Origin of the sequence: Streptomyces sp. NPDC001381, assembly GCF_042895685.1 — a bacterium.
Lineage (GTDB): Bacteria > Actinomycetota > Actinomycetes > Streptomycetales > Streptomycetaceae > Streptomyces.
Genome location: NZ_JBIAWO010000001.1, coordinates 933,545 through 953,568 on the forward strand (window position 1 = coordinate 933,545; position 20,024 = coordinate 953,568).

A 20,024-nucleotide genomic window follows, 5' to 3' on the forward strand; every position below is an offset into this window, starting at 1 on the left:
CCGGCCGCCGCCGGGGCACCACCCGGCGTGATCATGTAACAACCATTAGTTAGACGCACTATCGACACGCGCGTACGATGGGGCGCATGCCCGAGCTCAGCCCTCGCCGACGTCTGCTGGTCCTCGCGATCTGCTGTATGAGCCTGCTGATCGTGAGCCTCGACAACACCGTCCTCAATGTCGCGCTGCCCTCGATGGAGCGCGACCTGCACGCCTCCACCGCCGGCCTGCAGTGGACGATCGACGCCTACACGCTCGTCCTGGCCACCCTGCTGATGCTCGCGGGCTCCACGGCCGACCGCATCGGCCGCAAGAAGGTGTTCATGGCGGGCCTGGTGGTGTTCTCGCTGGGCTCGCTGCTCTGCTCCCTCGCGCCCGGTCTGGAGCTGCTGATCGCGGCCCGGATGGTGCAGGCGGTCGGCGGCTCGATGCTGAACCCGGTCGCCATGTCGATCATCACCAACACCTTCACCGACCCGCGTGAGCGCGCCCGCGCGATCGGCGTGTGGGGAGCGGTCGTGGGCATTTCCATGGCGGCCGGCCCGCTGCTGGGCGGTCTGCTGGTGGAGTCGGTCGGCTGGCGCTCGATCTTCTGGCTCAACCTGCCGGTGGGCCTGGCGGCGCTCCTCCTCACCCTCCGCTACGTCCCCGAGTCCCGCGCCCCGAAGGCCCGCCGCCCCGACCCGGTCGGCCAGCTGCTGGTCATCGCGCTCTTCGGCTCCCTGACGTACGCGATCATCGAGGCGCCCGAGGCGGGCCTCGCGGTCAGCGGCCCCTTCGCGGCGGTGGCCCTGGCCGCGCTGACCGGCCTGCTGATCTACGAGCCCCGCCGCGCCGAACCCCTCATCGACCTGCGGTTCTTCCGCTCGGCGCCGTTCAGCGGGGCGACGGTGGTGGCGATCAGCGCGTTCGCCGCGCTGGGGGGGTTCCTGTTCCTGTCGACTCTGTATCTGCAGAACGTCCGGGGCCTGGACGCGCTGCACGCGGGCCTGTGGATGCTGCCGATGGCCGTCCCGACGTTCCTGTGCGCGCCCCTGTCCGGCCGTCTCGTGGGCACCCGCGGCCCCCGGCTGCCACTGGTCGTCGCGGGGAGCGCGCTGACGACGAGCGCGCTGCTGTTCGCCGCGTTCGACGCGGAGACGTCGAACGTGACGCTGTTCCTCGGGTACGCGCTGTTCGGGGTGGGCTTCGGCTTCGTGAACGCGCCGATCACGAACACGGCGGTGTCCGGGATGCCCCGCAGCCAGGCGGGGGTGGCGGCCGCGGTCGCGTCCACCAGCCGTCAGCTGGGCCAGACCCTGGGCGTCGCGGTGGTCGGCGCGGTGCTGGCGGCGGGCGTGAGCACGACGTCGTACCGCGAGACGTTCGTCGCGGCCGCGGTCCCCGGCTGGTGGATCCTCACCGTCTGCGGGCTGTCGGTGCTCGTCCTCGGTGCCCTGACGACCGGACCGTGGGCCAGGCGGACGGCCGAGCGCACGGCGGAACGCCTGGAGGCCAGGGACGTCCGGGAGGCGGCGGGCGTCAGCGCCTGACCTCGCGCCGCGCTCCCGGCCACGGCGGGGTCACTGCGGACCGGGTCCGCCGAACATCAGGTGCAGCTTCTCCAGCCGCTCGCGGGTCACCTCGTCCACCGGCGTGTACGTCACCATCCGGGGCCCGTGCTCCGGGCCGAGCCACAGGTCCGTGTGGCACACGGTGAGGAGGCCGACGTAGGGGTTGCGGAACTCCTTGGTCTTGGTCCGGTTGACCACGACCTCGTAGCGCTCCCAGTTCTCGCGGAACTCCGGGGACTCCGTCTGGAGCCGCTTGACCAGCATCTTCCAGGCGGGCTCGGAGAGATGACCGGCCATGGAGGCGCGCAGCTTGGCCGCCATCAGGCGCATCGTCTCGTCGAGGTGGACGATGGCGGCCCGCCAGTCGGGGTTCGTGTGCACCAGGAGCATGCAGTTGCGGTCCTCGGGCGGGATGGCGTCGAGGTCGCTGAACAGGCGGGCGTAGGTGCGGTTGTAGGCCAGGATGTCGTAGCGGCTGTTCTGGACGCAGGCGGGCAGCGGGTCGAGCTGGTCCAGCGTCGTGCGCACGGAGTCAGTGACGCCCTCGCAGTGCGCGGCGGGCGTCGGATCGGTGGCGCCGGCCAGCTGGAAGAGGTGGACGCGTTCGGTCCTGTCGAGCATCAGGGTGCGGGCGAGGGCGTCCAGGACCTGGACGGAGACATGGATGTCCCGGGCCTGTTCGAGCCAGGTGTACCAGGTGACGCCGACCGCCGAGAGATGGGCGACCTCCTCACGGCGCAGCCCGGGCGTGCGGCGGCGGGCGCCGCGCGGGAGGCCGACCTGTTCCGGGGTGATCCGCTCGCGGCGGCTGCGCAGGAAGGCGGCGAGTTCGTGGCGCCGTATCTCCGAGCTGCTGTTCCGCGGGGCGGCCGCCGTCTGCCGGAGCGACTCCTGGGCCATCGTCGTCATGCCTCCAGCGTGCCGCCGTCCGGACCCTGTTGCCAGGTACTCCTTCTACCAGGATAAGAACACTCTGGTACCCGTCTGGGGCGCGGCGCAGGCTCGGGGGCGTGACTGAGACAACCCGGACCACCACCACCGCCGCCCCGCCGGGCGCCCGCGGCTCGTCGGCCGCCCCCGCCCTCGGCTCCCTCGGGCTCTTCACCGTGCTGCTCGGCGCGGCCCTGCCCCTCATCGACTTCTTCATCGTCAACGTCGCCCTGCCCACCATCGGCCGGGACCTCGCCGCGAGCGAGTCCGTCCTGGAACTCGTCGTCGCCGGGTACGGGGTCGCGTACGCCGTGCTCCTCGTCCTCGGCGGCCGGCTCGGTGACCTCTTCGGCCGGCGCCGGCTCTTCCTCGGCGGCATGGCCGCCTTCGGTCTGACGTCGCTGGCCTGCGGACTCGCGCCCGAGGCCTGGTCGCTGGTCGCGGCGCGGGTCGCGCAGGGCGCCTCGGCGGCCGTCATGGTCCCGCAGGTGCTCGCCACCATCCAGTCCGCCACCGAGGGGACGCGGCGCGCCAGGGCGATGAGTCTCTACGGCGCGACGGCCGGCCTGTCCATGGTGGCGGGCCAGATCCTGGGAGGCGTCCTGGTCGCGGCGGACATCGCCGGCTCGGGGTGGCGTTCCGTGTTCCTGGTGAACGTCCCCGTGGTGGTCGTGGGCCTGGTCCTCGCCGTCCGTACGGTCCCCGGGACGCGCTCCCCGCGTCCGGAGCCGGTGGACGGTCCCGGCACGGTCCTGCTCGCCGCGGCCCTGCTGGCCCTTCTCGCGCCGCTCACCGAGGGCCGGGCGGCGGGCTGGCCGCTGTGGACGTGGCTGTCCCTGGCCGCGTTCCCGCTGGTGGCGGCGGCGTTCTACGCGGTGGAGCGCAGGGCCGACCGGCGCGGCCGTACGCCGCTCGTACCGCCGAGCCTGCTCGCGCTGACGACGCTGCGGCGCGGGCTGACGATCATGGCACCGCTGGCCGTGGGCTTCAGCGGGTTCATGTTCGTGGTGGCGGTGGCGCTGCAGGGCGGGGCGGGCCTGGGGCCGGTCCGGGCCGGACTGGCGCTCGCCCCCATGGCGCTGGCGTTCTTCGCCGCCTCGCTGGCCGGTCCCCGGCTGGTGGCCCGGTTCGGGTCGCGGGTGGTGACGGCGGGGGCGGTGCTGCAGGGCGTGGGCATCGTGCTGATCGTGCTCGCGGTCCGCGCCGACTGGCCCGACGTGGGCTTCGTGAGCCTGCTGCCGGGCACGGCGGTCGCGGGCGCCGGCCAGGCGCTCCAACTGCCCGTCGTCATGCGGATCGTGATGTCCGAGGTGCCGCCGGCCCGGGCGGGCGTCGGCAGCGGGATGATGGTGACGACCCAGCAGGCGTCGCTGGCACTGGGCGTGGCCACCCTCGGCACCCTCTTCCTCTCCCTGGTCCCGGGGATGGGCATGCGCGACGCGCTGACGACGACGCTGGCCGTGCAGGTGGGCGGGGTGGTCCTGACGGGGCTGCTCAGCCTGCGGCTGCCGCGCGGGGTGCGGTGAGTCCGACGGCGGCCCGCACTACGGCTTGGCCAACTCCTCCGGCCGAACCCCCCGTTGATGTTGTTCTTGCGGCACACTCCATGCCTGCCGGAGCAGGAAGGGACTAACGGGTGACAGGAGGCGTCGTGCCGTCGATCGACTCGAGCAAGGTGAGCCGCTGGGACCAGCACGGGCGCGAGCACGTCGTGCGGGTGCAGCGGACGGGAGTGCAGCGCACCATCAGATGTGACACCTGCGGCTGGCGCAAGGGCGCCCAGTTCCTGCCGTGGCTCAAGGCGACGGAGCACCTGGCCGATGCCCATCAGGCGACGGTGGATCCGGCGGCGGGGGCGCAGCGGCGATGAGTTCCGGGGACGCGGGGGGGTACCGCGGGCGCCTGAAGCGGCGGGAGCCCGCCCGTCGGGAGGCGGCGCTGCGGGTGCTCACTCAGCTGCTGGGCGCCCTGCGGATCCGGCGTCGAGGTCGCTGACCAGGGTGCGCAGGACCGGCCCGTACTCGGGGTGGGCCAGGGCGTGGGCCATCTGGGCGACCAGGTAGTCGGCGGGGTTGCCGGTGTCGTACCAGCGGCCCTGGATGACCTGGCCGTAGACCGCCCTGGTGGACGCGTAGGCGTTGATCGCGTCGGTCAGGTAGATCTCGCCGGTGCGGTGCTCGTACCAGCGGCGGGTCTGCTCGCGCAGTTCGTCGACGATGCCGGGGGTGATGACATAGCCGCCGATGGCCGCGTAGGAGGACGGCGCGTCGGCGGGGGCCGGCTTCTCGACCAGGCCCGTGATGCGGAGGGTGCCGCCGCCGAGGTCCTCCTTGACGAGGGGGACGCCGTAGCGCTGGGAGTCGGCGGGGTCCATCGGCATGAGGGCGAGAACGGGGCAGCCGGTCTGCTCGTGGGCGCGGATCAGCTGCTGGGCCCGGGGCACCTCGGCCACGAACACGTCGTCGGGCCACAGGACCAGGACGGGCTCGTCGCCGAAGGAGCGGGCGGCGTTGAGGACGGGGGTGCCGTTGCCGTAGGGGCCGCGCTGGTCGAGGTAGGTGATGTGGCCCCGGCGGGCCAGCTCGGCGACCTCCTCGACCGCGTCCGCGTAGGCGGTCTTGCCGTCGGCGCGCAGCTGGTCGACGAGGGCCGGGTTGGGGCGGAAGTGGTCCTGGATGAGGGACTTGCCGCCGGAGACGACGATGGTGATGTCCGTGATGCCGGAGTCCACCAGTTCCCGCACGGTGTGCTCGATGACCGGCTTGTCGCCGACCGGCAGCATCTCCTTCGGGGTGGCCTTGGTGAGCGGCAGCAGACGGGAGCCGAGTCCGGCGGCGGGGATCACGGCCCTGCGGATCGTCGGCGGCATCAGGCACCCCTCGTCCTCGTCCTCGCTCCCCGGTTCGCTCCGGTTCCTCTCCGGCCGGTGGGCACGACTCTAGGCCCTCAGCCCCCTCAGCAGCAGCTCCACCACCGCCGCGAAGTCGGCCTCGGCCTCCGGCCGCTCCCACTCCCCGAGGTATCCGGGGTCGTGGAAGCGGCCGGTGGCCTGGAAGACGGCTCGCGCCTCGGTCGCCGGGTCGGCGACGGTGAAGTCGCCGGCCTCGGCCCCGGCCGCGATGATCCGCGTGAGCTGGCCGGTCAGGTCGGCGATGTGCTCGCCGACCACCGCGCCGCTCTCCCTGGACAGCACCATGTACGTGGCGAACAGCTCCGGGTCGCCGCCCGCCTTGCGCCGCTTGGCCTCGAAGAGGGCGGCGAGCCAGTCGCGCAGCCGGGTCCCCGGGTCGCGGGTCTCGTCGGCGGCGATGCCCGCCAGAGCGTCCGACGTACGGTCGAGCCACCGCTTCGTGACCGCCTCGCGCAGCGCCGCCTTCGTACGGAAGTGCCGGTAGACGCTGCCATGGCTGACGCCGAGCGCCCGGGCCACGTCCACCACGGTGGCCTTGGCCGGGCCGTGGCGGCGCAGCACCTCCTCGGTCGCTTCGAGGATGCGCTCGGCGGTCAGGGTCTCGGTGGTCGGTGCCATGCCCTAGACGGTACCCGGCACCACGATCACTGCTCCGTGCCGAGATGTGCCATCTGCGGGGCCGGGTAGCGGGTGCCGGCCGCCGCGCCGGCCGGTACGGCCTCCTCGATCGCCGCCAGATCCGTCTCGTCGAGTACGACGTCCAGGGCGCCCAGCGACTCGGTGAGCCGCTCCCGGGTGCGGGCCCCGACCAGCGGCACGATGTCCTCGCCCCGGGAGAGGACCCAGGCGGTCGCGATCTGCGCGACGGTGACGCCCTTGCCGTCGGCGATCTTGCGCAGGGCCTCGACGAGGTCGAGGTTGCGCTGGAGGTTGTCCCCCTGGAAGCGGGGCGAGACGCCGCGGAAGTCGTCCGGCCCGAACCGCTGGTCACGGGTCACATGGCCGGAGATCAGGCCCCGCGAGAGGACTCCGTACGCGGTGACGCCGATGCCCAGCTCGCGCATGGTCGGCAGGATCTTCCGCTCGATGTCCCGGGTGATGATCGCGTATTCCAGCTGGACGTCGGAGATGGGCGCGGTGGCGGCGGCCCGCCGGATGTTCTCCGCGCTGGCCTCGCTGAGGCCGATGTGGCGGACGTACCCCTTCTCGACGAGTTCGGCGATCGCGCCGACCGTCTCCTCGATCGGAACGTCCGGGTCGACGCGGGCGATGCGGTAGACGTCGATGTGGTCGAGGCCGAGGCGCTGGAGCGAGTACGCGGCGAAGTTCCGCACGGCGGCGGGCCGGCCGTCCTGGCCGCCCCAGCCGCCGTCGGGGTCCCGCAGGGCACCGAACTTCACACTGACCAGGGCCTGTTCGCGGCGGGCCGCGGGGGCCGTGCGCAGGGCTTCGCCGACCAGCATCTCGTTGTGCCCCATGGCGTAGAAGTCGCCGGTGTCGAGCAGGGTCACACCCGCTTCCAGGGCGGCGTGGACGGTGGCGATCGCCTCGGTGCGGTCGGCGTCGCCGTACACGGCGGAGGACATGCCCATGCAGCCCAGGCCGAGGGCGGAGACCTGGGGGCCGGTGCTGCCGAGAGTACGCGTGGGAAGGCTCATGCCCCCACCCTGACATGACGACTGACAGATTTCAATATCTGTCAGTCGTCAGTCCTCACCCTTCACCGCTCTTGGTGCACTACGTGAAGTTCACGTCGATCACCTGGTAGAAGGCGTTGCCGGTGTCCGCCACCTCCCATACGCCGAGAACGACGTGATAGCCCTCACGCTGCGGCAGCGTGATCGTGTGCTCCACCGGAGCCTGCGGGGGATCCGGCAGCTCCCAGTACGGCGTGTCCCCGTTCGGCTCCAGCCGCGCGAACGGCTCGGCCTCGAACTGCGCCCGCGACAGCGGCTGCGACGGATCCCAGCCGCTCTTCGTGACGAAGTAGTTGTAGCGACGCGTCTTGTGCCGCATCGAGAAGTTCCAGACGACCTTCTGCTGCGCACCCGACGCGAGATCGACCTTCCGCCAGTCCCGCACCTCGTCAAGCCGAGGGGCACCACCGTCGGTGTAACCCGCACTGGCGATCTTCCCGTCCGGCGGCGGCGTGGCACTGACGACGTCAGAGGGCTGCAGGGGATCCGTCAGGCCCGCCTGCGTCGCAGGGAAGAACTTGCCCGCCTCCAGCGCGTTGGACGGATAACCGTCGTTGAACAGAAGGGCCGCCCGGGACGGCGGCTGGGTCACCCACCCGTGGAGCGGGGCGACATCCTGGTCGGAGCGCGTGGTCTTCGCTGTTGCCATCGCTGCTGTTCCTCCTCCTCGGCAGGCACACCCCGGCGACGTACGCGAAGGGTGTCCTTGAGGTCTTCGTGCCGTCCGGATCCGGAGGCACCGCCGCGGCCTGCTGCCTGCGGCTCTCTTCAGCTCTGCGTGCCGGGCTCCGACCCGTCACGTTCATGGCCATGGAGATCAGGCCCGTCGAGCTGCCGGACTTCAGGCTCACACGGACGCCGGCGGTCAGCATCCGCATGTGCGCCGAACCGGTGAACAGCGCAGACGCGCTGCCGAGGAGGGCGTCAGGTCAGACGGAGAAGCGTGCGTGCTTCACGGCACCCACGAAATGCCCCCAGGCAGCCGCCTCGATGACGAGCACACCGCGGGCGGGGGCCTTGCTGTCCCGGACGGGGACGAGGGCGGGGATGTCGTCGGCGACTTCGAGGCAGGCGCCGCCGTCCTGGTTGCTGTAGCTGCTCTTGCGCCACGTCACGTCGCTCAGGTCAATGGCTCGCATGGCGCTTCCTCCAGCATCCGTTCGATGAACTGCCGCGATTCGCCCGGGGACAGAGCCAAGTCGCGTACTCGATCGTATCGGAGCTGCAGGCGCTCAACCGAGGCCGATTCCTGGACGAGTTCGCCCGAGTAGCCGGTCTCCACCCAGGCCACGGTCTGGCCGTCCAGACCTCGCAGAAAGATGGTGTCAGTGTTCGCGAGCCCGTGAAGTCCGGCGGGCCACGGCAACACCTGGAGGGTGACGTTGAGGCGGTGGCCCATCATGCCCAGGTGCTCCAACTGTGCACGCCATTCATCAGGCTCCTCCAGTGGAGTACGCAGCACCGCCTCCGAGAGAATCACGCGGAACTGAAGCGGATCCTCCCTCAGCAGCACGTCACGCCGCCCGATCCGAGCCTCGACCTGCGCTTCCAGCTCGTCCCCCTTGAGCCCGCCCTTCCTGAGCAACTCGCGTGCGTACTCGGGGGTCTGCAGTAGCCCCGGCAGGATGCTCGGCGAGTACTGCCACACACTCACAGCCTCTGCTTCCAGCACCATGTACCTCCGGTACCGCTCCTTGAACTGCGTCGGATCCGCCATCGCCAGTTCCCACAGCGCCAGCAGCAGTCCCGGCGTCCCGTAGTACTGGTCGAGAGCCTGGACCACCTCGGGACTGCCGAGGGTGTGTCCCGTCTCCAACTTCCCGAACAATGACCAGTCCCAGCCGACTTTCTCCCCCAGCTCACGCAGGCTGTCGCCCTTCGCTGCCCGCAGCAAGCGCAACTCCTCCGCGAACCGCTGCCTCGGCTCCTGGCTCCGCCCCGTGATCACTCGCCTCGGCGGCATCGCATCGCGTCCCTCCGTGGAATTTGTGGAATCTACGCCGCCCGGCGACGAACAACCCCTCGTCAACGGCGTGCCGATCCCCGCCGCGAGGCCATCCTGTCGACAGCCCCCACCACCCAGAGTAGCCCAACCCTCACATTTGGTAGGAAAGTTGGGTAAAAGGAGTGACCCCATGCAGCACGAACCCGGCGCCCTCCTCTACGACCCCGCCACGGACAAGGTCGGCGAGTACCAGGACCGCTCCGGCCCCTACGCGATGCTCCGCCCCCTCGGCGGCGGCCGGGAATGGCAGGCCGACCCCGCCGCGCTGCGGCCGGCCACGGAGCGGGAGCGGCTGCACGCGAGCGTCCGCGCGGTGAACGCGCGTCCCCGGACCGACGGGCCCTTCATGACCGGTCTGCGCCGTCCGCCCGAGCCGGCGCCGGACTGCGCCGAGTGCGGCGAGTTGGCGGCGGCGCGGGACAGGGCCCGCGCCGCGCACGACCGCAGCGCGGAGACCGACGCCGACGTCCTGCTGCGCAGCCATCAGCGGCAGCAGCACCCCACCGCATGACACGAGGCCGGCCCCGACGGGAGTCCCGTCGGGGCCGGCCTCGTGCGTGGACCGTGAGCCGTGGCTAGCAGCCGATCAGGCGGCCCGCCAGGTAGCCCTCGATCTGGTCGAGGGAGACCCGCTCCTGCTTCATCGAGTCGCGCTCACGCACGGTCACCGCGTTGTCGTCCAGGGTGTCGAAGTCGACCGTCACGCAGTACGGCGTGCCGATCTCGTCCTGGCGGCGGTAGCGGCGGCCGATGGCGCCGGCGTCGTCGAACTCGATGTTCCAGTGCTGGCGCAGGGCGGCGGCGAGGCCCTTGGCCTTCGGGGACAGCTCGGGGTTGCGGGACAGCGGCAGGACCGCGACCTTCACCGGGGCCAGACGGTGGTCGAGGCGCAGGACCGTGCGCTTCTCCAGCTTGCCCTTGGCGTTGGGGGCCTCGTCCTCGACGTAGGCGTCGAGCAGGAACGCCAGCATCGCGCGGCCGACACCGGCCGCCGGCTCGATGACGTACGGCGTCCAGCGCTCCTGGGCCTCCTGGTCGTAGTAGGAGAGGTCCTGGCCGGAGGCCTTGCCGTGGGCCGAGAGGTCGTAGTCGGTGCGGTTGGCGACACCCTCCAGCTCGCCCCACTCGTTGCCGCCGAACTGGAAGCGGTACTCGATGTCAGCGGTGCGCTTGGAGTAGTGGGAGAGCTTCTCCTTCGGGTGCTCGTACCACCGCATGTTCTCCTCGCGCAGGCCGAGACCGGTGTACCAGTTCCAGCGCTGCTCCATCCAGTACTCCTGCCACTGCTCGTCCTCGCCCGGCTTGACGAAGAACTCCATCTCCATCTGCTCGAACTCGCGGGTGCGGAAGATGAAGTTGCCGGGCGTGATCTCGTTGCGGAAGGACTTGCCCATCTGGGCGATGCCGAACGGCGGCTTGCGGCGCGAAGTGGTCTGCACCTGGGCGAAGTTGGTGAAGATGCCCTGGGCGGTCTCGGGACGCAGGTAGGCGATGGAGCCGGAGTCCTGGGTCGGGCCGAGGTGGGTGGAGAGCAGGCCCGAGAACTGCTTGGGCTCGGTGAACTGGCCCTTGTTGCCGCAGTTGGGGCAGTTCACGTCCGCCAGGCCGTTCTCCGGGAGGCGCTTGTGCTTGGCCTCGTAGGCCTCCTCCAGGTGGTCCGCGCGGAACCGCTTGTGGCAGGAGGTGCACTCGGTCAGCGGGTCCGTGAAGGTGGCGACGTGACCGGAGGCGACCCAGACCTCGGGGGCCAGGATGACGGACGAGTCGATACCGACCACGTCCTCGCGCGACGTCACCATGTAGCGCCACCACTGGCGCTTCAGGTTCTCCTTGAGCTCGACACCCAGCGGTCCGTAGTCCCAGGCGGCACGCTGACCGCCGTAGATCTCACTGCAGGGGAATACAAAGCCACGGCGCTTGCTCAGGCTGACGATGGTGTCGATCTTGTCGGCGGCCACGGTGCTCTCTTCATAACGACGACGGGCGACGAAGCGAGATGCTTCCAGCGAATGATTCAGGGTACCGGCGGGGGCTCCCCCTCGACCAAATCGGATCCCCTTCCGCAGCTTGTTGACAACGGTTTCCATATTTGTTGAAAATGACTGTCATGAACGTACGACGACAGCGCATATCCGGGATAGCCGTGGCGGCCGTCACCGCTCTCGGCCTCGGAACCCTCTCCGCCTGCTCGGGCGCGAGCGCGGCGGGCAACACGGAGAAGTTCGACGTCGTCGCGTCGTTCTACCCGATGGCCTTCCTCGCCCTGCAGATAGGCGGGGACCACGTGAACGTCACCAGCCTGACCGAACCCGGCCAGGAGCCGCACGACCTGGAGATCAGCGCGAAGCAGACCGCGCAGCTCCAGGAGTCCGACGCGGTGCTCTACCTCAAGGACCTCCAGCCCTCCGTCGACGACGCGGTGGCCCAGTCCGAGGTGAAGACGAAGATCGACGCCGCCTCCCTCACCACGCTGGAGAAGCACGGCAACGAGGTCGGCGGCCACGCGGCCGAGCACGACGACCACGAGGACGAGGAGTCGTCCGGCCTGGACCCCCACATCTGGCTCGACCCGGTGCGCTACGCCCAGGTCGCCGAGGGGGTCGGCAAGGCCTTCGAGAAGGCCGACCCGGACCACGCGGCCGACTACAGGACCAACACCGCCGCCCTGGTGAAGAAGCTCGACGCGCTCGACACCGAGTTCGAGGACGGGCTCGCGCACACGAAGTCCAAGGTGTTCCTCACCACCCACGCCGCCTTCGGCTACGTCGCCGAGCGCTACGGCCTGACCGAGGAGGCCATCAACGGCCTCGACCCCGAGTCGGAGCCCAGCGCCGCGCGCGTGAAGGAGCTTGAGAAGATGGCGAAGGCGGACGGCGTCACCACCGTGTTCTACGAGACGCTCGTCAGCGACAAGACCGCGAAGACCATCGCCGCCGACGCCGGCCTGAAGACGGACGTGCTCGACCCGATCGAGGGCATCACGGACAAGTCCCGGGGCAACAACTACTTCTCGGTCCAGAGGGCGAATCTCAAGGCGTTGCAGACGGCCCTGGGAGCCAAGTGACCAGCCGATCGGAGAGCGGCATGACCGAGCCCGTCATTTCCCTGCGCCAGGTCCGCGCCGACCTGGGCTCGCGCCCCGTCCTGCGGGGCATCGACCTCACCGTGCACCGCGGTGAGGTCGTCGCGCTGCTCGGTGCCAACGGCTCCGGCAAGTCCACCGCCGTGCGCAGCGTCATCGGCCAGGTGGCGACCGCCGCCGGCGAGATCGAGCTGTTCGGCACCCCGAGGAAGCGGTTCCGGGACTGGGCGCGGATCGGCTACGTCCCCCAGCGCACGACGGCCGCCGGCGGCGTCCCCGCCACCGTCACGGAGGTCGTCACCTCCGGCCGCCTCTCCCGCGCCCGCTTCGGCGTCCTGCGCAAGGCCGACCGGGAGGCCGTACGGCACGCCCTGGAGCTGGTCGGCATGGCGGACCGGGCGAAGGACAACGTCGACGCCCTCTCCGGCGGCCAGCACCAGCGCGTCCTGATCGCCCGCGCCCTCGCCGCCGAACCCGAGCTGCTGATCATGGACGAGCCGATGGCGGGCGTCGACCTGGCCAGCCAGGAGGTCCTGGCCCGCACCCTGAAGGACCAGGTCGCGGCCGGTACGACGGTCCTCCTCGTGCTGCACGAACTGGGCCCCCTGGAGCCCCTGATCGACCGGGCGGTCGTCCTGCGCGACGGCTGCGTCCTGCACGACGGACCGCCCCCGCGGGCCGTCGGCCAGCACGCCCTTCCCGGCCATGACCATGTGCACCCGCACGCCTCGGCGGGCGCCGAACCGATCCGTACCGGCCTGCTGAGCTGATGGACCTGTGATGGACTTCCTCGACTACGCCTTCATGCAGCGGGCGCTGCTCGCCGCCGTCCTGGTGGGCATCACCGCCCCCGCCGTCGGCATCTACCTCGTCCAGCGCCGCCAGGCCCTCATGGGCGACGGCATCGGCCACGTCGCGATGACCGGCGTCGGCCTCGGCTTCCTGCTCTCCACCTCCCCGGTCTGGATGGCGACGGCGGTCTCGGTCGTCGGCGCGGTGCTGATGGAACTGATCCGCTGGTACGGCAGGACCCGCGGCGACATCGCCCTCGCGATGCTCTTCTACGGCGGTATGGCCGGCGGCGTGATGTTCATCAACCTCGCGCCGGGCGGCTCGAACGCCAACCTCACCTCGTACCTCTTCGGCTCCCTGTCGACGGTGTCGGATTCGGACGTCACGGCGATCTGCCTGCTCGCGGCCTTCGTGGTGCTGGTCACCCTGGGGCTGCGCCGCCAGCTCTTCGCGGTCAGCCAGGACGAGGAGTTCGCGAGGGTGACGGGCCTGCCGGTCCGCGTGCTCAACCTGCTCACGGCGGTCACGGCGGCGGTGACGGTGACGGTCGCGATGCGGGTGGTCGGCCTGCTGCTGGTGAGCGCGCTGATGGTCGTCCCCGTGGCGGCGGCGCAGCAGCTCAGCCGCAGCTTCGCCGCGACCTTCGCGATCGCGGTGGCGATCGGTGTGACGGTGACCATCAGCGGCACGGTCACCTCGTACTACCAGGACGTCCCGCCCGGCGCGACGATCGTCCTGCTGACCATCGCCGCGTTCGTCGCGCTGAGCGTGCTGGCCGCCCCGCTGGCCCGGCGCCGCGCCCGCGCGGCAGCAGCAGCCCAACCGGCCGCGGACCCGGCGGAGTGCGCGATTCCGGCCACGCGGGGGGCCGACCGGGAAGCCGGCGTCTGACCGGCCACAGGCCGGGCTGGCACAATGGCCCGGCAAGCCGCAGACGTGAGGAGGCAACGGTGACGACCGCTGGACCGCCCGTGAAGGGCCGCGCCACCCGGCAGCGCGCCGCCGTGGCGGCGGCGCTGGACGAGGTCGACGAGTTCCGCAGCGCGCAGGAACTGCACGACATGCTCAAGCACAAGGGCGACTCGGTCGGCCTGACCACCGTCTACCGCACCCTCCAGTCCCTCGCCGACGCCGGCGAGGTCGACGTCCTGCGCACCTCCGACGGCGAGTCCGTCTACCGCCGCTGCTCCTCCGGCGACCACCATCACCACCTCGTCTGCCGCGCCTGCGGCAAGGCGGTCGAGGTGGAGGGCCCCGCGGTGGAGAAGTGGGCGGAGGCGATCGCCGCGGAACACGGCTACGTCAACGTGGCCCACACGGTGGAGATCTTCGGCACCTGCGCGGACTGCGCCGCGGGCTGAACCGCCGGCCGCCGGCCCTGAACGGGCCCCGCCCTCGCCCGCCGGACGGCCCGCGGGATGCGGACCGGCGCGGCGTCACGCGGCGAGGCCCGGCGGCCTACGGAGCGGTCTGCTCGTCCGCGGGCCGGCCCTCCATGGCCAGCAGTTCCTCGTTCGGGATCGCGCCGCCGAAGCGGCGGTCGCGGGAGGCGAACTCGACGCAGGCGCGCCACAGGTCGCGGCGGTCGAAGTCCGGCCACAGGACGTCCTGGAAGACCATCTCGGCGTACGCGCTCTGCCAGATCAGGTAGTTGGACGTGCGCTGCTCGCCGCTCGGCCGCAGGAACAGGTCGACATCCGGCATGTCCGGGTAGTACATGTACTTCTGCAGGGTCTTCTCGGTGACCTTGGAGGGGTCGAGGCGACCCGCCTTCACGTCCTCCGCCAGGGCCTGCGCGGCGTCGGCGATCTCGGCGCGGCCGCCGTAGTTCATGCAGAAGTACAGGGTGAGACGGTCGTTGTCCTTGGTCTGCTCCTGGGCGATCTGGAGCTCCTTGGCGACCGACTTCCACAGCTTGGGCATGCGGCCCACCCAGCGCACCCGGATGCCGAGCTCGTCGAGCTGGTCACGGGTCTTGCGGATGAAGTCGCGGTTGAAGTTCATCAGGAAGCGGACCTCGTCGGGCGAGCGCTTCCAGTTCTCGGTGGAGAAGGCGTACAGCGAGATGTTCCGCACGCCGATCTCGACCCCGCCCTGGAGGACGTCGAGGACACGCTCGGCGCCGACCTTGTGGCCCTCGGTGCGGGGCAGTCCGCGCTCCTTGGCCCAGCGGCCGTTGCCGTCCATGACGATCGCCACGTGCTCGGGGACCAGCTCACCGGGGAGCTTCGGCGCGCGGGCGCCGGACGGGTGCGGCTCCGGTGCCCTGTACTCCCGACGCTGCCGCCCCAGGAACCCGCGTACGACCATGTGTCTCTTCTCTCCTCTTGCCGCTTATTTCTCTACGTACCGCAGGGAGCGCAGGCCGCGCTCCAGGTGCCAGTGCAGGTAGGCGGAGACCAGTCCGCTCCCCTCCCGGACGTGCCGCGGCTCGCACGCGTCCGCGGTCTCCCAGTCTCCCGTGAGCAGCGCGCCCAGCAGGACCAGGGTCTGCGGCGAGGGTACGACGCTGCCGGGCACCCGGCAGTCGGCGCAGACGCTGCCGCCGGACGCGACCGAGAAGAACCTGTTCGGACCGGGCATTCCGCACTTCGCGCAGGCGTCGAAGCTGGGCGCGTAGCCGTTGACGGCGAGGGAGCGCAGCAGGAACGCGTCGAGGACGAGGTGCGGCGCGTGTTCGCCCCGGGCCAGCGTCCGCAGGGCCCCCACCAGCAGCAGGTACTGCTGGACGGCCGGTTCGCCCTCGTGGTCGGTGAACCGCTCGGCGGTCTCCAGCATGGCCGTCCCGGCGGTGTAGCGCGCGTAGTCGGTCACGATCCCGCCGCCGTACGGCGCGATGGTCTCGCTCTGCGTGCACAGCGGCAGCCCGCGCCCGACCAGCTCGCTGCCCCGCGCGAAGAACTGCACGTCGACATGGGAGAAGGGTTCGAGCCGCGCCCCGAACTTCGACTTGGTGCGCCGGACCCCCCGGGCGACCGCCCGCACCCGCCCGTGCCCGCGGGTCAGCAGCGTGATGATGCGGTCCGCCTCACCCAGCTTCTGGGTGCGCAGCACGATGCCGTCGTCGCGGAACAGGCTCATGGGCCCATTCTCGCCTACGGGGCGGGGGCCGTGTCCCGCCCTCCCGCGAGATCCCCGGGCCGGAGCCGGCGGGACCGCGGTCCCGCCGGCCGCGGCCCGGCGGTCAGACGCCCTCCGGGTCGGGTCCCGGGGTCCGTACCCGCACGCTGCCGGGCACTCCGTTCAGGAGGTTGTCCGGGTCGGCCGCCTCCCACAGCAGGTTGAACCGGCGCAGCAGGGGCTGGACCAGTTCACGGCGGGCGTTCACGGCGGTGCGCGAGTTCAGCCCCAGCTGGTCGGGGTGGATCTCGTACGACAGCGCCTCGTCGAAGACGATGAAGTCGATCATGTTCCCGCGGCGGTGGTGGGCGGGGAGCTGGTCCAGGGCCACCACGCGCACCTGGATGCGCAGGTCCCGCTGCTCCTCGCAGATCGGGGCCAGCGCGGCGCGCTCACCGCGTTCCTTGACGATGAACAGGCGCCGGACCGTGACGCCCCGCTCGACGATCGCCTCGTGCTGGGCGGTCAGATAGCGGTTCGCGGGCTCGGTGGACCAGAAGCCGTCGTCGACGACGCTGGTGCTGATGGCGTCGATGCTGGTGCGGGCGCACTTGGTCAGCGTCATGAGCCAGTCGTGGTTCTCGCCGGGCGTCTCGGCGCTGAAGCTGGTCAGGTCCTCCATCACCCCGGCGAGCCGGTTGATCTCCTCGTTCGCGAAGTCGTGCAGGATCCTGGGCCCGGTGGAGACCACCTTGGTGGCGTTCTCGGCGAGCCGGGGCACCCCGTCGTCGCGCAGCTTCTCCACCTCGTTGAAGAGCTTGGTCGCCCGGCCGATGTCCGCGAACCGCTTGTCCACGGAGTCGTTCATGGCGTGCATCTGGTTCACGAAGGACACCATGAACTGCGCGAGCAGCACCACGCCGCCGCACAGGACGGACAGGACGAGCTGCCAGGGGCCGTCCTCCTCGGACGGTCCGATGACATTGGTCAGCAGGTAGACGACGCCACCCACCACTACGGTGACCAGGAGCTTCAGGGTCACATGCCGTGCATTCATCTCTCTTTCTCCCCCCGTTGGGATCGTGAGCAGTCAGAACGGTGAGCCGTCGCGGGCCCGGAGCGTCAGGGCGCCGGCAGCGGAACCGTCCGGACGCCGAGGTGGTACAGGACGAGCTGGTCGCGGATGCGCTGCGCCAGCGCGTTCCACTGTCTGCTGTAGCCCGGGCTCCTCTCCAGTTCCTCCCAGGCGGTGTGCAGGGCGCCGTCGACGCGGGCCCGCGGCATCCACAGGTGCAGCAGGTGGTCGACGAGCGGGCGCAGCACCTTCAGCGCGGCCCGGCCGTCCTCGGAGCCGACCCGCAGTCCGTCGAGCTTGTCCGCGACGGTCGTCAGCAGCCAGTCGTGCAGGGCGAGGTCCTCGCACAGCCCGGCCGCGGCGGCGGGCGCGGTGCCGCGCGGCACCCGCAGTTCGACGATCCGCAGTCCGTCCTCGGCCTTGGTGAACTGCAGGGACGGCTGCTCGCCGTCGCCGGCCGCGGCCGCCGTCCAGCGCAGGCTGGTGTCGGCGGTGTTGAGCGGGGTGTCGTAGTCGAGGATCCGGTGCTGGGAGATCTTCGCCAGCAGGCTCTCGGCGATGGATCCGACGTCCAGTTCGCCCGGCTGGTGGCCGGTCAGGAACCCTTCGGTGACGGACTTGCCGGGCAGCCGGCCGAGCGGGACCAGGCAGCCGGGCCGGACCAGGTAGTAGCCCCAGGGCTGCCGCCGGTCGGGGCCCGATGCGGGGGCGCAGAAGTACGCCGTGGACTGGAGGACCCGTCCCTCGGTGAGGGCCGCCCGGGCCGTCACGGTGCCCACCGCGCGGCTGCGGGCGCCCGTGGCGGTGGGCAGCCGGCAGTCGACGCCGGTGAGGACGTCCGGGGAGACGGCGTGCCGGTTGGGGTGGCGGGAGACCCGTACGCGTTCGTCGGCGCGCAGCCGCAGCAGTCGTACGGCGGTGCGCTCGTCCACCGCGTCCCGGGTGGGCAGCAGGCAGGTGCGCACCTCGCCGCAGACGAGGACGGGACCCGAGGTGGTGCCCAGACCGCTCATGTCACAGCCCCGGCGGGAACACGTAGGAGGTGCGGTCCACCACCGCCGTGGGCACGTCGAAGCCCTCCGCCGCCGACCGCTCGGCGACCTGGCCCAGCGCCTCCGCCTCGACCTGGACCTGGTCGAGGATGACGCGTACGGCGTGCTCGACGGGCAGGAAGCGGGCGGGGAGCACGCTGCAGGTGACGTACGCGGTGAAGGGCGCGGCCTGCGGGTTGAGGCGCAGTACGGGGGGCAGGGCGTCCCACTCGGCCGGGAACTCCTTGTCGTCCCAGGGGGTGGGGGTGAGCACGGCGCGGCCGTTGTCGCGCAGCAGCCCGAGGCGGACCAGCTGCCAGACGGAGGCGAGGAAGGCGCAGGACCAGGTGCGGTCCTCCTCGGGGCCGTTCCACAGTTCGACGTCCATGAACACGGAGTGGCCGCGGGCGCCGGTCTCGCTGGGCGGCTGCCAGACGCTGCCGGTGGCGTCCAGCGCGGCCGAGGTCCGCACGCCGGGGGCGCGCCGGCCGTTGGTGAGCCAGCCGGTGCGGCTGACGGGCGGGCGGAAGCCGTTGCTGCCGGGCGGCGGTGACTCCACCAGCCGGTGCAGGACGGACTCGGCGAGTTCGGCGCGGTCCCGGTGCGCGGGGTCGGCCGCGGCGCATCCCGACTCGCGGGCCAGGTAGTCGATGGTGAGTCCGGCCTCGGCGGCCGCCTCCAGGAGCGGCGGTATCAGCTCGGCGGGGGTGGAGAGCCGGGAGAAGTAGTCGTCGATGAGGAAGCAGGTGCTGATCCGGGGGCGCCGGCCGGCGGGCAGCGGGCCGAAACCGGTCCGTGCGGCGTCCACCCAGGGGCGTACGGCGGCGAAGTGCCGGCGCAGCCGGGAGGGCCCCTCGACGAAGTCCTCCATGTACAAGTGGCCTAATTCCAGGGAGAGATGGGAGAACGGAACGGATTCCGTGCGCGGCTCGGCGCTGGTTTCCCGGAAGACGGCCGCGGGCCGGTTCACAACTCCCCCCAGAACTTGTCGTCGGCGACCCGCTGGGCGAGGTCTCCCATGGCCTGCCAGGTCGCGTTGTTGGCGATCCGCCGGTCGTGCACGTCCTCGTCGGTGATGAGGCGTTCCTGCCATTGCAGGACGGGTTCCAGCGGAATGGAGGTCAGCACCCGGGTCTTGCCGATGCCACGGCCGGCGGCGAGTTCCTCGAGTTGCTTGTCGCACTTGCGCATCCACGCGTACTGCGCGGGCGACACCTGCGACCACAGGGGCGACTCCAGATCCGGTACGGCGGCCCGGACGAAACGGATCGAGCCGCCCAGCGCTTCGGGCCGGTGCCCCATGGCGGTACCGGCCTGCACAATTCCCTGTTTCCCGTACACGAGTTCGGCGGCGGCCATCACGTGCTGGCGGGTCCAGCGGTGATAGACGAGCCACCGCGTTTTGAGCCGTCCGAGCCCGCCGCGGGGTGAGGTGGCGACGAGGGCGAGATCCATCGCATAACTGCGTCCGGCGCTCAGGTCGACGATGATGACGTCGAATTCGCGTTTCAGGCTCAGGACGAGATCGACGCAGCGGTGCAGGTTCTCGTCGTCGGTGACGAATTCCCCGCCGGTGCGGTCGCCGGGCAGCAGGACCAGCCGGCCGGAGCCGCCGGGCCGGTTGCTCAGGTCGGGGTGTTCGGTGCGGGCCCAGACGTCGACCCGGAGCGGCTTGCCGGTCTTGCCCTGCAGATACGAGTGCAGGCCCCGCCCCTCGGCCTCGGTCAGCACGTCGGGCAGGTCGAACACGGCGGCCGCGGTGGGGGATCCGAAGTCGAAGTCCAGGTAGCAGACGTCGTCCCCCTCGAGGGCGCGCTGGTAGGCGAGGTTGGCACTGGTCACGGAGCGGCCGGTGCCTCCCTTGTCGGAGGCGGCGAAGACGAGCACG

The 20,024-nt window shown here is 71.2% G+C and carries 22 protein-coding genes; 8 read left to right on the forward strand and 14 right to left on the reverse strand.

All coding sequences use genetic code 11. The features are described 5' to 3' along the window. Positions 1-86: 86 nt before the first annotated feature. A complete protein-coding gene (locus ACFY2L_RS04150; protein WP_390655419.1) occupies positions 87-1,532 on the forward strand; it encodes an MFS transporter in 1,446 nt (481 codons plus the stop codon). A gap of 30 nt (positions 1,533-1,562) precedes the next feature. Here ACFY2L_RS04150 and ACFY2L_RS04155 read toward each other — a convergent pair whose 3' ends face one another. After that, on the reverse strand, positions 1,563-2,462 hold the full coding sequence (locus tag ACFY2L_RS04155) for a helix-turn-helix transcriptional regulator (RefSeq protein WP_390821433.1): 900 nt from the start codon (positions 2,460-2,462) through the stop codon (positions 1,563-1,565). A gap of 101 nt (positions 2,463-2,563) precedes the next feature. Here ACFY2L_RS04155 and ACFY2L_RS04160 point away from each other — a divergent pair, with 101 nt between their 5' ends. Both ACFY2L_RS04160 and ACFY2L_RS04165 read left to right on the forward strand, forming a co-directional pair. Beyond that, positions 2,564-4,009: an MFS transporter gene (locus ACFY2L_RS04160; protein ID WP_390821434.1), complete on the forward strand. Its 1,446-nt coding sequence runs from the start codon at positions 2,564-2,566 to the stop codon at positions 4,007-4,009. Between the two features lie 125 nt (positions 4,010-4,134). Further along, on the forward strand, positions 4,135-4,353 hold the full coding sequence (locus ACFY2L_RS04165) for a hypothetical protein (protein WP_390655416.1): 219 nt from the start codon (positions 4,135-4,137) through the stop codon (positions 4,351-4,353). A gap of 78 nt (positions 4,354-4,431) precedes the next feature. On the opposite strand, the gene ACFY2L_RS04170 is transcribed toward ACFY2L_RS04165, so the two are convergent. The 6 genes from ACFY2L_RS04170 to ACFY2L_RS04195 form a co-directional block, all read right to left on the reverse strand. After that, positions 4,432-5,352 carry a UTP--glucose-1-phosphate uridylyltransferase gene (locus ACFY2L_RS04170; protein ID WP_390821435.1) on the reverse strand — a complete coding sequence of 307 codons (921 nt, stop codon included), beginning with the start codon at positions 5,350-5,352 and terminating at the stop codon, positions 4,432-4,434. Between the two features lie 69 nt (positions 5,353-5,421). Then, on the reverse strand, positions 5,422-6,012 hold the full coding sequence (locus tag ACFY2L_RS04175) for a TetR family transcriptional regulator (RefSeq protein WP_390655414.1): 591 nt from the start codon (positions 6,010-6,012) through the stop codon (positions 5,422-5,424). 26 nt (positions 6,013-6,038) lie between these two features. Further along, positions 6,039-7,052 carry an aldo/keto reductase gene (locus ACFY2L_RS04180; protein ID WP_390821436.1) on the reverse strand — a complete coding sequence of 338 codons (1,014 nt, stop codon included), beginning with the start codon at positions 7,050-7,052 and terminating at the stop codon, positions 6,039-6,041. Positions 7,053-7,131: 79 nt separating this feature from the next. Continuing rightward, positions 7,132-7,740 (reverse strand): lytic polysaccharide monooxygenase auxiliary activity family 9 protein, encoded by a 609-nt coding sequence (locus tag ACFY2L_RS04185; protein WP_390655412.1) that lies wholly within the window; start codon positions 7,738-7,740, stop codon positions 7,132-7,134. A gap of 280 nt (positions 7,741-8,020) precedes the next feature. After that, complete coding sequence (locus ACFY2L_RS04190) at positions 8,021-8,230, reverse strand: DUF397 domain-containing protein (protein ID WP_390655411.1); 210 nt, start codon at positions 8,228-8,230, stop codon at positions 8,021-8,023. Next, positions 8,212-9,054 carry a helix-turn-helix domain-containing protein gene (locus ACFY2L_RS04195; RefSeq protein WP_390655410.1) on the reverse strand — a complete coding sequence of 281 codons (843 nt, stop codon included), beginning with the start codon at positions 9,052-9,054 and terminating at the stop codon, positions 8,212-8,214. Before ACFY2L_RS04195 ends, ACFY2L_RS04190 begins: the two co-directional genes overlap by 19 nt. Positions 9,055-9,226: 172 nt before the next feature. Between ACFY2L_RS04195 and ACFY2L_RS04200 the strand changes: the two genes are divergently transcribed. Next, a complete protein-coding gene (locus ACFY2L_RS04200) occupies positions 9,227-9,607 on the forward strand; it encodes a hypothetical protein (protein ID WP_390655409.1) in 381 nt (126 codons plus the stop codon). A gap of 64 nt (positions 9,608-9,671) precedes the next feature. On the opposite strand, the gene ACFY2L_RS04205 is transcribed toward ACFY2L_RS04200, so the two are convergent. Next, positions 9,672-11,054: a glycine--tRNA ligase gene (locus ACFY2L_RS04205; RefSeq protein ID WP_390655408.1), complete on the reverse strand. Its 1,383-nt coding sequence runs from the start codon at positions 11,052-11,054 to the stop codon at positions 9,672-9,674. A gap of 149 nt (positions 11,055-11,203) precedes the next feature. On the opposite strand from ACFY2L_RS04205, the gene ACFY2L_RS04210 reads away from it, so the two are divergent. The 4 genes from ACFY2L_RS04210 to ACFY2L_RS04225 are packed head-to-tail and all read left to right on the forward strand — an operon-like array spanning position 11,204 to position 14,331. Beyond that, on the forward strand, positions 11,204-12,160 hold the full coding sequence (locus tag ACFY2L_RS04210; RefSeq protein WP_390821438.1) for a metal ABC transporter substrate-binding protein: 957 nt from the start codon (positions 11,204-11,206) through the stop codon (positions 12,158-12,160). A 20-nt stretch (positions 12,161-12,180) separates the two neighbouring features. Further along, positions 12,181-12,948: a metal ABC transporter ATP-binding protein gene (locus ACFY2L_RS04215; protein WP_390821439.1), complete on the forward strand. Its 768-nt coding sequence runs from the start codon at positions 12,181-12,183 to the stop codon at positions 12,946-12,948. A gap of 10 nt (positions 12,949-12,958) precedes the next feature. After that, positions 12,959-13,861: a metal ABC transporter permease gene (locus ACFY2L_RS04220; RefSeq protein ID WP_390655405.1), complete on the forward strand. Its 903-nt coding sequence runs from the start codon at positions 12,959-12,961 to the stop codon at positions 13,859-13,861. Between the two features lie 59 nt (positions 13,862-13,920). Further along, positions 13,921-14,331, forward strand: coding sequence for a Fur family transcriptional regulator (locus ACFY2L_RS04225; protein WP_390655404.1), 411 nt, complete (start codon positions 13,921-13,923; stop codon positions 14,329-14,331). A 97-nt stretch (positions 14,332-14,428) separates the two neighbouring features. On the opposite strand, the gene ACFY2L_RS04230 is transcribed toward ACFY2L_RS04225, so the two are convergent. The 6 genes from ACFY2L_RS04230 to ACFY2L_RS04255 all read right to left on the reverse strand — a co-directional run bounded on the left by ACFY2L_RS04230 (position 14,429) and on the right by ACFY2L_RS04255 (position 20,023). Beyond that, complete coding sequence (locus ACFY2L_RS04230; RefSeq protein ID WP_390655403.1) at positions 14,429-15,280, reverse strand: isoprenyl transferase; 852 nt, start codon at positions 15,278-15,280, stop codon at positions 14,429-14,431. Positions 15,281-15,304: 24 nt separating this feature from the next. Further along, positions 15,305-16,051: a DNA repair protein RecO gene (gene recO, locus ACFY2L_RS04235; RefSeq protein WP_390655402.1), complete on the reverse strand. Its 747-nt coding sequence runs from the start codon at positions 16,049-16,051 to the stop codon at positions 15,305-15,307. Positions 16,052-16,154: 103 nt separating this feature from the next. Next, a complete protein-coding gene (locus tag ACFY2L_RS04240; protein WP_390655401.1) occupies positions 16,155-17,087 on the reverse strand; it encodes a hypothetical protein in 933 nt (310 codons plus the stop codon). Between the two features lie 65 nt (positions 17,088-17,152). Continuing rightward, positions 17,153-18,118 carry an SCO2521 family protein gene (locus tag ACFY2L_RS04245; RefSeq protein ID WP_390821440.1) on the reverse strand — a complete coding sequence of 322 codons (966 nt, stop codon included), beginning with the start codon at positions 18,116-18,118 and terminating at the stop codon, positions 17,153-17,155. Position 18,119: 1 nt separating this feature from the next. Next, entirely contained in the window at positions 18,120-19,106 is a 987-nt protein-coding gene (locus tag ACFY2L_RS04250; RefSeq protein WP_390821441.1) for an SCO2522 family protein, read from the reverse strand. Then, the gene (locus ACFY2L_RS04255; RefSeq protein WP_390821442.1) at positions 19,103-20,023 is read right to left on the reverse strand and encodes an SCO2523 family variant P-loop protein; all 921 of its coding nucleotides are present in this window, start codon (positions 20,021-20,023) and stop codon (positions 19,103-19,105) included. The genes ACFY2L_RS04250 and ACFY2L_RS04255 overlap by 4 nt, the downstream gene beginning before the upstream one ends. Position 20,024: the final 1 nt, after the last annotated feature.

Coding starts and splice junctions, on each gene's coding strand:
- ACFY2L_RS04230 (WP_390655403.1), bottom strand. CDS start 15,280: ATGGTCGTACGCGGGTTCCTGGGGCGGCAGCGTCGGGAGTACAGGGCA.
- ACFY2L_RS04155 (WP_390821433.1), bottom strand. CDS start 2,462: ATGACGACGATGGCCCAGGAGTCGCTCCGGCAGACGGCGGCCGCCCCG.
- ACFY2L_RS04175 (WP_390655414.1), bottom strand. CDS start 6,012: ATGGCACCGACCACCGAGACCCTGACCGCCGAGCGCATCCTCGAAGCG.
- recO (WP_390655402.1), bottom strand. CDS start 16,051: ATGAGCCTGTTCCGCGACGACGGCATCGTGCTGCGCACCCAGAAGCTG.
- ACFY2L_RS04150 (WP_390655419.1), top strand. CDS start 87: ATGCCCGAGCTCAGCCCTCGCCGACGTCTGCTGGTCCTCGCGATCTGC.
- ACFY2L_RS04180 (WP_390821436.1), bottom strand. CDS start 7,052: ATGAGCCTTCCCACGCGTACTCTCGGCAGCACCGGCCCCCAGGTCTCC.
- ACFY2L_RS04240 (WP_390655401.1), bottom strand. CDS start 17,087: ATGAATGCACGGCATGTGACCCTGAAGCTCCTGGTCACCGTAGTGGTG.
- ACFY2L_RS04220 (WP_390655405.1), top strand. CDS start 12,959: ATGGACTTCCTCGACTACGCCTTCATGCAGCGGGCGCTGCTCGCCGCC.
- ACFY2L_RS04245 (WP_390821440.1), bottom strand. CDS start 18,118: ATGAGCGGTCTGGGCACCACCTCGGGTCCCGTCCTCGTCTGCGGCGAG.
- ACFY2L_RS04215 (WP_390821439.1), top strand. CDS start 12,181: ATGACCGAGCCCGTCATTTCCCTGCGCCAGGTCCGCGCCGACCTGGGC.
- ACFY2L_RS04195 (WP_390655410.1), bottom strand. CDS start 9,054: ATGCCGCCGAGGCGAGTGATCACGGGGCGGAGCCAGGAGCCGAGGCAG.
- ACFY2L_RS04190 (WP_390655411.1), bottom strand. CDS start 8,230: ATGCGAGCCATTGACCTGAGCGACGTGACGTGGCGCAAGAGCAGCTAC.
- ACFY2L_RS04200 (WP_390655409.1), top strand. CDS start 9,227: ATGCAGCACGAACCCGGCGCCCTCCTCTACGACCCCGCCACGGACAAG.
- ACFY2L_RS04170 (WP_390821435.1), bottom strand. CDS start 5,352: ATGCCGCCGACGATCCGCAGGGCCGTGATCCCCGCCGCCGGACTCGGC.
- ACFY2L_RS04210 (WP_390821438.1), top strand. CDS start 11,204: ATGAACGTACGACGACAGCGCATATCCGGGATAGCCGTGGCGGCCGTC.
- ACFY2L_RS04185 (WP_390655412.1), bottom strand. CDS start 7,740: ATGGCAACAGCGAAGACCACGCGCTCCGACCAGGATGTCGCCCCGCTC.